This is a genomic window from Providencia sp. PROV004, assembly GCF_011045615.1.
GTDB classification, from domain to species: domain Bacteria; phylum Pseudomonadota; class Gammaproteobacteria; order Enterobacterales; family Enterobacteriaceae; genus Providencia; species Providencia rettgeri.
In genome coordinates this window covers 4,266,366-4,277,737 of the sequence record NZ_CP042859.1, presented here as the reverse complement: position 1 = coordinate 4,277,737, position 11,372 = coordinate 4,266,366, and the positions used below count along the sequence as shown (strand labels likewise).

Below are 11,372 nucleotides of genomic sequence, written 5' to 3'. Positions count from 1 at the left end.
ACTGTAATAAGTTATTGATTTAATTGTTTAACGAGGGTGGTAAACAGATACCAATTCCTCCTAATCCGCAATATCCATTCGGGTTTTTGTGTAAGTACTGCTGGTGGTAATCTTCGGCAAAATAGAAAGTGTCTAATGGCGCTATTTCGGTCGTGATTACACGAGTGTCATGCTGCGCTTTCATTGCATTTTGGTAAGCTTGCAGTGTGTCCATCGCTTGCTTATCTTGTTCGTCTGACACAGTATAAATGGCAGAGCGATATTGGCTGCCCATATCGTTCCCTTGGCGCATGCCTTGTGCTGGGTCATGGTTTTCCCAAAATAACGTCAATAATTGGGAGTAACTGATAACTTGTGGATCAAAAACAACCCGTACTGCTTCCGCGTGGCCAGTTCGTCCTGAGCAAACTTCTTCGTAGGTTGGGTTAGGGGTCACACCACCACAATACCCCGCAGAAGTTGAATAAACCCCAGCTTGCTGCCAAAATAATCGTTCAACTCCCCAAAAACAGCCCATGGCAAAATACGCAATTTCCATATTCTTAGGAATAATCTCAATCGAATGATGGTTAAGCGCATGATATGGTGAGTAGGTCATAGCAGTTGCTCTGCCGGGCAGAGGTTGTGCAATACTTGCAGAGTGAAATTTATTAAAAGGCATAATGATTCCTATATATAGTGACCACACAAATAATCTAAAAATAGGGATAAAAACTTGTGTCTATGGCGAATTTTACTCAAAATAAATTGATATGAAGTATTTAGTCAATCGAACAATCACCTTAGGAGTAGGCGTGTCGAAATACCCTCTAATTTGTTTTCTCTGCCTAACTGCGGCAGTGCCAGTGGTACACGCAGCTAATCTTCGTCTTAATATTGAAGGCCTTGAAGGACAACTTAATCAAAACGTTCGTGTACAACTGTCTAATATATCGCAAGATGAAGTTGTGCCAAACGGTCGTTTTCGAGCCCGTGTTGAGAAAGCAATTAAAGAAGGTTTAAAGCCTTTAGGCTATTACCAACCCACGGTTGAATTTAGCTACGAAGAAAAAACACCCCCTGCTCGTTCTGTTTTAACCGCCAAAGTCACTCCTGGGGAACCTATTTTATTAAAAGGGGTGAATGTTGAATTGCAAGGTGGCGCTAAAACGGACCCTGACTATGAAAAGATGCTCAAACAATATACGCCAAAGCTCGATACAGTTCAAAATGATGGTGAATACGAAGAATTTAAAGGGCGCTTTAGCAGTTTAGCCGTTCGCAAAGGTTATTTTGATGCGATGATGGAGAAAAGCCAACTGGGTATTTCTCTTGACCACCATGCGGCTTATTGGGATTTTGATTTTAACAGTGGTGAACGTTATCGGTTTGGCGCCATTTCTTATTCAGGCTCACAAATCCGTGAAGATTATCTGAACAACCTTGCGCCTTTCAAAAAAGGGGAATACTACACATCAGAGCAACTTGCTGAATTTAACCGCCGATTAGCTGAAACAGGGTGGTTCTCTTCTGCGATTGTGACTCCGCGTATCGTGAGTGCCCGAAAAGATAACTCCTATGAATTACCGATGGAAGCGGTGATGACGCCTAGAGCCAAAAATTTTATTGAGCTCGGTGGGGGTTATGCAACAGATGTAGGCCCTCGCGTTAAAACGACATGGAATAAGCCTTGGATTAACTCTCGTGGGCAGAGTTTAACGTCAAATATTAGTTTATCCCAACCAGAACAATTAATAGATACAAGCTATAAAATTCCATTAAAAGCGAACCCACTTGAGCAATATTATGCGGTTCAAGGGGGCTTTAAACGGACAGATTTAAATGATACGCAAGCGAATACAACAACCTTGAATGTGTCTCGTAACTGGGATTATTCATCCGGTTGGCAATATGGTGTGAATATGCGTTGGATGCTGAGTAACTTTACCCAAGCCAACGTGACGAATACGACGATGTTGCTGTATCCCGGGGCCTATGTGAGCCGAATTCGCCAACGCGGCGGTGTGATGCCAACGTGGGGGGATAGCCAACGTTACTCTATTGATTATTCGAATAAAATTTGGGGTTCAGATATCGACTTTGCGGTACTACAAGCCAAAAATGTGTGGATCAGAACGCCATGGGAAGGTCATCGCTTTATTGTTCGTGGAAATATCGGTTGGATTGAAACCAATGATTTCGATAAAGTTCCACCGGACTTACGCTTCTTTGCGGGTGGTGATGGCAGTGTGCGTGGGTATGGGTATCAAAAAATCTCTCCAGAAGATAGCAAAGGTAAGTTGACAGGGGCATCAAAATTGGCCGTAGGCTCTGTGGAATACCAATATAACTTTACCGGAAATTGGTGGGGAGCAACCTTTATTGATAGCGGTGAAGCTGTTGATAACTTTAAGGACAATGATTTTAAAACAGGTGCGGGAGTCGGTATCCGTTGGGTCTCACCGGTTGGGCCAATAAAATTAGATTTAGCCAAACCTATTGGCGATCCAGATAACAACAAAATACAGTTTTATATCGGCTTGGGGACTGAGCTATGAGGTGGTTGAAGTGGCTAAAATGGACCAGTCTTTCCATTTTATTAATTCTTGTTCTGGTTGTTGCCGCACTCAGTTGGGTGATTGGAACGCAATCAGGTCTTCACTTTGCATTAAATACAGCGACACGTTTTGTTCCTGAATTAACCATTGATAAAATTGACGGTGATATTAGTGACTTAACGTTAAGTGGCGTTAAATATCAAATGCCAGGCATCGATGTTAATGCGGGGAAATTAAATTTAGCGGTACGTCTAGGTTGTTTAACAAGCCGTGAGCTATGTGTCGACAACTTAGGCACGGAAAATGTCACTGTTACTGTCGATACCACTCAATTCCCCCCTTCAGAAGAAACGCCACCATCTGAACCACTGACTGAACTCAAGGCACCTTTGACCATTCGTTTGAATCAATTGGCTTTGGTTTCAACACACGTCAATGTAGATGGCATGGATATCGATTTAGCGAAATTTACTACAGGGGTAACGTGGGAAGGAAAAGCGATCACGATCATTCCAACCGACATCATTGATTTGGCGATTAATTTACCTGAAACCAAATCAGATGCCGTCGTTGAAGAGAAACAGCCAGACCCAATGCCGATTAACGAACAAAAATCATTGGCAGACGAATTAAAAACGCTATTTTCTAAACCGTTACTCGCTGAATTACCAGAAGTTATTTTACCTGTTGATTTAAATGTTGATGGAATTAATGCTTCGAATTTTCAGTTAACGGGGGCGGCTGAGCTAAAAATTAACCAATTGCACCTTAGTCTTTCGAATGAAGGGCAACAAGTCCTCGTTAAACAGCTAAAAGTCGATGCACCGCAAGGGAATATTGCGTTATCTGGCTCGGCAACTTTGCAAGATAAATGGCCAGTCTCATTATCAGTCGTGGGTGAAAGCCGTTTAGAAGATTTAAATGGGCAAAAAATAGACCTCTCCTTAAAAGGCGGTTTGATTGATGAACTAAAATTGGCCTTGAACTTACATGGGCCAATTAATGCAAAATTAGATGCAGAAACGGATTTGTCACAAGCAGACTTGCCGATTCTACTCACACTAGAAAGCGATAAGTTAACGTGGCCTTTAGTCGGAGAAGCGCAGTATCAATTAGATGGCACACGCATACGCTTGAACGGCCGCCCATCCGCTTATGATATGTCTGTACGTTCAGCTATCACTGGGCAGGATTTACCACCTTCGACCTTGCTATTAGATGCGAAAGGTAATGAAGAGCAAATTAATTTAACTCGCTTACGTTTAGTCGCTTTACAAGGTCATGCTGATATTACTGGCGTTGCGGACTGGAGCAAGGCAATTAGTTGGAATGCAGTATTGACCCTTTCAGGTATTAATACTGCCAAACAGTACCCTGAATGGCCTGCTAAAGTGGAAGGTAAAATTGCCACGCGCGGAAGTTTATACGGCGGTAGTTGGCAGTTGGATATTCCTGAAATTGTTTTAGACGGCAATGTTAAAAATAACCTCTTAAAAGCGCGCGGTAAAGCCAAAGGTAACGCAGCTGGTCAATGGGATATTCCAAACTTTAATTTGGCACTGGGTAAAAACCATGTCGATGTAAAAGGCTCTCTTGCCGATAAATGGAACCTTGATGCCAAAATTAATGCCCCTGCTCTCAATGGCTTGCTACCCGGCTTAGGGGGAGTGATTGCCGGTGATGTGAAATTGCGTGGTAATTTACAGACACCAGAAGCCCTTGTTGACCTTACGGCACGCGGCGTGAAGTGGCAGGATGACCTTGCTATCGAGAATGTTGTTATCAAAGGAAATGTAGCAACAGGCGAGCAAATTAAAGGGGATTTATCCGTTGTTCTTCGTCAGTTGAAGCAAGGTGATCTTGTCGTCAATAACCTAACTTTAGACGCGAAAGGAAGTGAAAAACAGCACACGCTTAAGTTGAACATGAAGGGCGAACCGGTTTCTGGGCAATTAGCATTAGCAGGTAGTTTTGACCGGCAGACTGAAGTGTGGAAAGGGAATTTAACCAATACCTTATTTGATACGGTGGTGGGTGAATGGCGCTTAAACCAAGCGATGTCACTCAATTATGCTAACCAAACGCAAGAAGTGACTATCGGCAGCCATTGTTGGGTCAACCCGAATGCCCGTTTGTGTGTACCAAAACCGATTAAAGCAGGTAAAAGTGGTAGCGCAGATATCGTGCTAGAACGTTTTGACCTCGCGATGATCAAACCGTTTATGCCACAAGATACTCGAGTCAGCGGCGTATTTACGGGTAAAGCCAATGCGATTTGGAAAGCAGATGGCAGTATGCCGCAAGTGAAGTTGGACTTGCGAGGAAATGATGTCAAAGCGGTTCAGTTTGTGGATGGCACTCGTTTACCTGTTGCTTTTGATACCTTAACGTTAAGCGCGGGCTTGAAAAATGGCAAGGCAGACCTTAACTGGTTGTTTGGGCTAACGAATAATGGCCAAATGCGCGGCAATATTCAAATTTCTGATATTGAAAAGCGCCGCTTACTATCGGGTAATGTTGAAATCAATTCAGTGACATTAGATTTAATCAAGCCGTTGCTGGGCCAGAAGGAAGTGGCGAATGGGCGCTTGAGTGCGAACTTACGTTTAGGTGGGTCAGCGAATAACCCATTATTAAATGGTAATTTAGCGCTTTCGAGCTTAGAAGTGAGATCGGCAATGATCCCGTTTGATATCAAAAGTGGTCATTTAGGTATTAATTTCAACGGCACAAGCTCAGTAATGAATGGTCAGATAAACACGCCAGAAGGCTATCTGAACATTGATGGTGATGCAGATTGGCGCAATGTTAATGCATGGCGTGCAAAAGTCATGGCACGAGGTAATAACCTTCGAGTTTCTTTACCACCGATGATCCAAATTGATGTTCAACCGGACATTGTATTTGATGCATCACCTTCGGTACTCACGCTAAACGGTACCGTCAATATTCCGTGGGCACGAATTACTGTTCAAGAACTCCCTGAGTCAGCGGTAAGCCCATCATCGGATGTGGTGATGTTAGATAGCAACCTGCAGCCAATTGAACAAAAAGCGCCATCCATTCCTATTCAGACCAATTTAGATATTAAAATTGGTAATGATGTTCGATTGGATGCGTTTGGCTTAAAAGCGCGCCTGACGGGTTTATTGAAAGTGGTTCAGAATATCCATGGCTTGCACATCAATGGCCAAGTGGATATTCCAGCCGGTCGTTTCCGTGCTTATGGGCAAGATTTGATTGTCCGTAAAGGCCAAATTCAATTCTCAGGCCCTGCGGACCAACCATTCTTAAACTTAGAAGCCATTCGTAACCCAGACAACACGGCAGATGGCGTGATTGCTGGGGTGAAGGTCACAGGGCTTGCGGATAAACCGAAAGTAGAAATATTCTCTGAACCGGCGAAAACACAACAAGAAGCGCTGTCTTATTTATTAAGAGGAGAGGGCTTAGATAGTGGAGACGCAAATGGTTCACAAATGACATCTATGTTAATAGGCTTAGGTGTAGCACAAAGTGGGCAACTCGTGGGTAAAATAGGTGAGACATTTGGAGTCTCTGATTTAGCCGTCGATACCCAAGGTGTGGGGGATGGTTCTCAAGTCGTTGTAAGTGGTAAGATCACTAATGATTTACAAGTGAAGTATGGAGTTGGTATCTTTGACTCATTGGCGACGTTAACTTTACGTTATCGGTTGATGCCAAAACTGTATTTAGAAGCTGTGTCTGGTGTTAATCAGGCATTGGATCTCCTCTACCAATTTGAGTTTTAGATTATGCGTGTAATTGTTTATGGCAGCTTAAGACAAAAGCAAGGAAATCATCACTGGATGACTTATGCTCAGCTACTCGGTGAGCATAAGCTAGAAGGCTATGAACTGTATGATCTTGGATATTATCCTGCGGTTGTCAAAGGAGATGGGGCAATAGAGTGCGAGGTTTATCGAATCAACCCGTCCATTTTGACAGAGTTAGATGAGTTAAAGAAAAACTCTCAAGACTATGTGAGGGAGCTCATCCCAACGCCGTATGGCAACGCTTGGATTTATCTGTATAAACATTCTGTTGATGGTCTACGCCAAATAAAAAGTGGCGATTGGCTGAAACGTGATGAAGAAGTATAACGGCTCAATAACCACTATCGAGTCGTAAAAATATAAAACGCCAGCATTATTGCTGGCGTTTTTTATCAACGAATTGGCTTGTTAGGGCCCATAAAAAAGCTCTGGTATTAACCAGAGCTTTCATAATGTTCCGAGAGGGAGATTATTTTTTTGCAGCGCGTTCGAAAGATTCGATGATCTCTGCTTTTGCAGACGCAGCATCTTCCCAACCATCAACTTTAACCCACTTACCTTTTTCTAAGTCTTTGTAATGTTCAAAGAAGTGAGTAATTTGAGCACGCAGTAATTCTGGCAGGTCGTTCACATCTTTAATGTGATCGTACTCTTTGCTTAATTTAGTGTGCGGAACAGCAACTAATTTTGCATCTTCACCAGATTCGTCAGTCATTTTCAGTACGCCAACAGGGCGGCAACGAATGACTGAGCCTGGTTGTAATGGATATGGTGTTGGAACTAATACATCAACTGGGTCACCATCTAGAGACAGGGTGTTGTTGATGTAACCATAGTTGCATGGATAGAACATCGCTGTTGACATGAAACGGTCTACAAACAGCGCACCAGACTCTTTATCAACTTCATATTTGATAGGATCTGCGTTCGCTGGAATTTCGATGATAACATAGATATCTTCTGGCAGATCTTTACCTGCCGGTACATTGTTCAGGCCCATTTAAATGTATCCTTTGTGTGAATAATGAATTTACCCTTGCTAACTTGTTGGAGGGCATCACATTTATGGCGGCCTTCAGACAAATTAAATACTCGGGTAGATAGCGTGGGGAACATTATAGCCGTAAAGAGGGGTAAAACTCACTAGTTGGTGAAAAAAAGGAACAAAAAAGGCGGGAAGCCCCGCCTTATAATTAATGAATTAGATTATTCCGTGTCAGGGAATTCACGCATAAATGATTCTGCTTTCTCTACCATCGACTCAGTTCCGACAAAGAACGGTGCGCGTTGGTGTAATTCGCTAGGCATGATATCTAAAATGCGGTTTGCTCCGTCACTGGCTTTACCACCGGCTTGCTCTGCTAAAAATGCAATTGGGTTGCATTCGTACAGAAGGCGCAGTTTTCCATTTGGATGGCTTGCGGTACTTGGGTAAATATAAATTCCCCCTTTGAGCAAGTTACGATGGAAGTCTGCAACCAAAGAACCGATATAACGAGTGGTATACGGGCGATTTGTTGCTTTATCTTCTTCTTGGCAATATTTAATGTACTTTTTAACACCCATCGGGAACTTGATATAGTTTCCTTCGTTGATGGAGTACATTTTCCCTTCGGAGGGGAACATCACTTTTTCATGAGATAAGCAGAAAACGCCCAATGATGGGTCGTAAGTAAACGCATGAACACCAACACCAGTGGTGTAAACCAACATTGTTGATGAACCATAAACCACGTAGCCCGCAGCCACTTGGCGATTACCTGGTTGCAGGAAATCGGCTTCTGTAACCGGTTGACCAATCGGTGTAATACGATGGTAAATGGAGAAAATTGTTCCAACGGAAACGTTTACATCGATGTTCGAAGAACCATCAAGCGGGTCCATTAAAACAACATATTTTGCGTTTTCTGCACGGTCTCCTTCGAAAATGACAATTTCGTCTTCTTCTTCAGAGGCGATACCGGCGACTTCTCCGCGTGCTTTTAAAGCCGCTTTCAGTTTTTCGTTTGCATACAGGTCAAGCTTCATCTGAACTTCACCTTGAATATTCGAAACACCGTTAGTGCCAAGAATATCGACAAGTCCAGCTTTATTAATATCACGATGGATAATTTTAGCGCCCAGTTTGATAGCTGATAATAAAGAAGTCAGCTCACCTGTTGCATGAGGAAAATCTTGTTGCTTTTCGACGATGAATTCGCCTAATGTTTTCATGACGAAGGTCCTGAATAAAATTGACAGAGGTTTTGCGGGGCATTTACCCTCGCGCGGGAAGAGTTTAACTAAATAAAAAAAAGATTAATAGGTTAATGCATTTATAAACCTGTTTTTGATGGGTAGAATAGTGACCAACCTCATGCTAATTGGATGAAAAAGAATGCACATACATATTTTAGGTATATGCGGTACCTTTATGGGAAGCTTAGCAATATTGGCTCGTTCTTTAGGACATAAAGTGACGGGTTCGGATGCCAATGTATATCCACCGATGAGCACATTACTTGAAAATCAAGGAATTGAACTCATTCAAGGGTATGATCCGGCTCAGCTTGACCCAATACCGGATATGGTAGTGATTGGTAATGCAATGACGCGTGGTAACCCTTGTGTCGAAGCCGTGTTAGAAAGAGGTTTGCCGTATACATCTGGCCCACAGTGGCTTCATGACCATGTCTTACCTGAACGTTGGGTACTGGCTGTGGCGGGAACTCATGGTAAAACAACCACCGCGGGAATGCTTGCATGGATTTTAGAAGACTGTGGTTACAAGCCTGGTTTTCTAATTGGCGGTGTTCCAGGGAATTTTGATGTCTCCGCTAAGATAGGTGAAAGCCCGTTTTTTGTTATCGAAGCGGATGAGTATGACTGTGCATTCTTTGATAAGCGTTCTAAATTTGTGCATTACAGCCCGAAAACCTTGGTATTGAACAACCTTGAATTCGACCATGCGGATATCTTTGAAAACCTCGAAGCGATTCAAAAACAGTTCCATCATCTTGTACGTATTGTGCCAGCCAGCGGCAAAATTTTCACACCTGACAACGACAATCATTTAAAACAAGTGATTGGAATGGGCTGCTGGAGTGAACAAGAGCTGGTGGGTGGAGAGCATGGCGGATGGCAAGCTGAGAAGCTCAGCCACGATGGCAGCCACTTTGCTGTGTACTACCAACAAGAAAAAGTTGGAGAAGTCACTTGGTCACAAGTGGGTAATCACAATATCCAAAATGCACTGATGGCGATTGCAGCGGCTCACCATGTGGGCGTTCCAGTAAAAGAAGCTTGCCTCGCTTTGAATCGTTTTATCAATGCACGCCGTCGCCTTGAGCTACGTGGTGTTGAAAATGGTGTCAGTGTTTACGATGATTTTGCACATCACCCAACTGCTATTTTGGCAACATTAGAAGCACTTCGCAGCAAAGTTGGCGGAACTTCACGTATTCTTGCGGTGCTCGAACCTCGCTCGAATACGATGAAAATGGGTATCAATAAAAATGATATTGCGCCTGCGCTAGGCCGTGCAGATGAAGTATTTCTGTTCCAACCTGCCAATATCCCTTGGATGGTCACAGACATCGCTGAAAAATGTGTTCAACCCGCGCGTTGGAGTGCAGATATTGAGGCATTCACCAATATGATTATTGAAACCGCACAGCCGGGCGATCATATTTTGGTGATGAGCAACGGTGGCTTCAGCGGTATTCATGGCAAATTACTCGCAGGTTTGAAAGCCAAATCAGAAACAGAGCAAGATGATTAATTCTATTAGCTAGCTATTTGATAACCCCAGTGATTCTTATGATTGCTGGGTTTTTTTATGTTTGGCATACCTAATGGGAGCTGTTCTATGACGAGACTTAATGTTATTGGGCTATTCATTTCTTTTTTTAAGCTTCCCATATAACAATCTAGTGAGTCAGTAAAAAGGTGGAATAAATAACCAACGGCAATGGCTTTAAGTTTCCATGATGGCATGAATAATAACACCACATAGATAACAGCAGCCCAAAAAGAATGAAGCGGGTGGAATCCGATGCCACAGCGCTCTGGGTCGAAAATCGGATCAGCCAGCAGATGATCTAAGTCGATAGCCATTGTGGCAATCATAATCAGGGCGGCTAGTTTCCAATTTTTTCGCCAAAACAGGTAACCAAAGGCAATTGGCATCAGAAAATGAAAGCCGTAGTGTATGAAGTTACGAAAAATATCAAATAGCAAAATGATGTCCCAAAATCGAATAGAAATAGATAAAAACAAAAAGAGGGAAATTCAATTTCCCTCTTTTGATGCTTAAATTAGTATGGATTAGAGCTCTTGTTCAAACAACGCTAAAATCGCTTCATATAGCTCTTTTGTGGTAAAATTGTTTGCTGGCGTTGAGAAGATAGTATCATCACCAGCAATACTACCTAAAATTCCTTCCGCTTTACCTAATGAATCTAACAAGCGTGCAATAAGCTGTGCAGCCCCTGGGCTCGTTCTGATCACGACAACAGAAGGGTTATAGTCTATATCCAAAACCAAATTTTTGAGTGGGCTGGTGGCGGTAGGAACACCGGGCTCTGTAGGTAGGCAATATACCATTTCCATTTTTGCATTACGGGTGCGAACAGCACCAAATTTAGTTAGCATCCTGGAAATTTTTGATTGGTTAATATTTTCGAAGCCTTCTTCTTGCAAAGCCGTGACGATCTCAGCTTGCGAGCTAAATTTTTCTTCTTTAAGTAGGGCTTTAAAAGCCTTAACCAAGTCTTCTTGTTTAGACGGAGTGCGCATAATTAACCCATTCTTTTGCATTGAACTAAGTTGTATTATCCGTAAAAGTGCATTTTTATGCAACAAAATTGCGTTATGATGATTTTATAACCAGTAATCACTTGAAGTTAGGTAAGCGTGTTTTGAGTTGATAGTCAGAAGTATTTATTTATCGTAAATTATGGAAATGAAAAATTAGCATGATAGAGCAATGAATTTTTCAGATATTCGTTGTAAATTTATTGTTAATAAAAATGTTTTTGATTGAATAATATACACTAAA

General features: G+C 42.5%; 9 protein-coding genes. 4 read left to right on the top strand and 5 right to left on the bottom strand.

The genetic code is table 11. The features are described 5' to 3' along the window. Nucleotides 1-19: 19 nt before the first annotated feature. Nucleotides 20-661, bottom strand: a complete 642-nt coding sequence (msrA, locus tag FVA69_RS19730; RefSeq protein WP_109912129.1) for a peptide-methionine (S)-S-oxide reductase MsrA — start codon at nt 659-661, stop codon at nt 20-22. 133 nt (nt 662-794) lie between these two features. Between msrA and tamA the strand changes: the two genes are divergently transcribed. Genes tamA through FVA69_RS19715 form a run of 3 tightly spaced genes read left to right on the top strand, consistent with a single transcriptional unit; the run spans nt 795 to nt 6,661 of the window. Beyond that, a complete protein-coding gene (gene tamA / locus FVA69_RS19725) occupies nt 795-2,537 on the top strand; it encodes an autotransporter assembly complex protein TamA (protein ID WP_164529238.1) in 1,743 nt (580 codons plus the stop codon). Further along, complete coding sequence (gene tamB, locus FVA69_RS19720) at nt 2,534-6,310, top strand: autotransporter assembly complex protein TamB (protein WP_164529237.1); 3,777 nt, start codon at nt 2,534-2,536, stop codon at nt 6,308-6,310. Before tamA ends, tamB begins: the two co-directional genes overlap by 4 nt. A gap of 3 nt (nt 6,311-6,313) precedes the next feature. Continuing rightward, nucleotides 6,314-6,661, top strand: a complete 348-nt coding sequence (locus FVA69_RS19715; protein WP_004907442.1) for a gamma-glutamylcyclotransferase family protein — start codon at nt 6,314-6,316, stop codon at nt 6,659-6,661. Nucleotides 6,662-6,803: 142 nt separating this feature from the next. Here FVA69_RS19715 and ppa read toward each other — a convergent pair whose 3' ends face one another. Further along, nucleotides 6,804-7,334 carry an inorganic diphosphatase gene (ppa, locus tag FVA69_RS19710; protein ID WP_004905951.1) on the bottom strand — a complete coding sequence of 177 codons (531 nt, stop codon included), beginning with the start codon at nt 7,332-7,334 and terminating at the stop codon, nt 6,804-6,806. Nucleotides 7,335-7,540: 206 nt separating this feature from the next. Then, on the bottom strand, nt 7,541-8,548 hold the full coding sequence (gene fbp, locus FVA69_RS19705) for a class 1 fructose-bisphosphatase (protein ID WP_004907443.1): 1,008 nt from the start codon (nt 8,546-8,548) through the stop codon (nt 7,541-7,543). 163 nt (nt 8,549-8,711) lie between these two features. On the opposite strand from fbp, the gene mpl reads away from it, so the two are divergent. Then, nucleotides 8,712-10,094 (top strand): UDP-N-acetylmuramate:L-alanyl-gamma-D-glutamyl-meso-diaminopimelate ligase, encoded by a 1,383-nt coding sequence (gene mpl / locus FVA69_RS19700; RefSeq protein ID WP_109912127.1) that lies wholly within the window; start codon nt 8,712-8,714, stop codon nt 10,092-10,094. A 5-nt stretch (nt 10,095-10,099) separates the two neighbouring features. Here mpl and FVA69_RS19695 read toward each other — a convergent pair whose 3' ends face one another. After that, nucleotides 10,100-10,552, bottom strand: a complete 453-nt coding sequence (locus FVA69_RS19695; protein ID WP_238789269.1) for a DUF6122 family protein — start codon at nt 10,550-10,552, stop codon at nt 10,100-10,102. A gap of 87 nt (nt 10,553-10,639) precedes the next feature. Further along, on the bottom strand, nt 10,640-11,110 hold the full coding sequence (gene argR / locus FVA69_RS19690; RefSeq protein WP_004907450.1) for a transcriptional regulator ArgR: 471 nt from the start codon (nt 11,108-11,110) through the stop codon (nt 10,640-10,642). Nucleotides 11,111-11,372 lie beyond the last annotated feature (262 nt).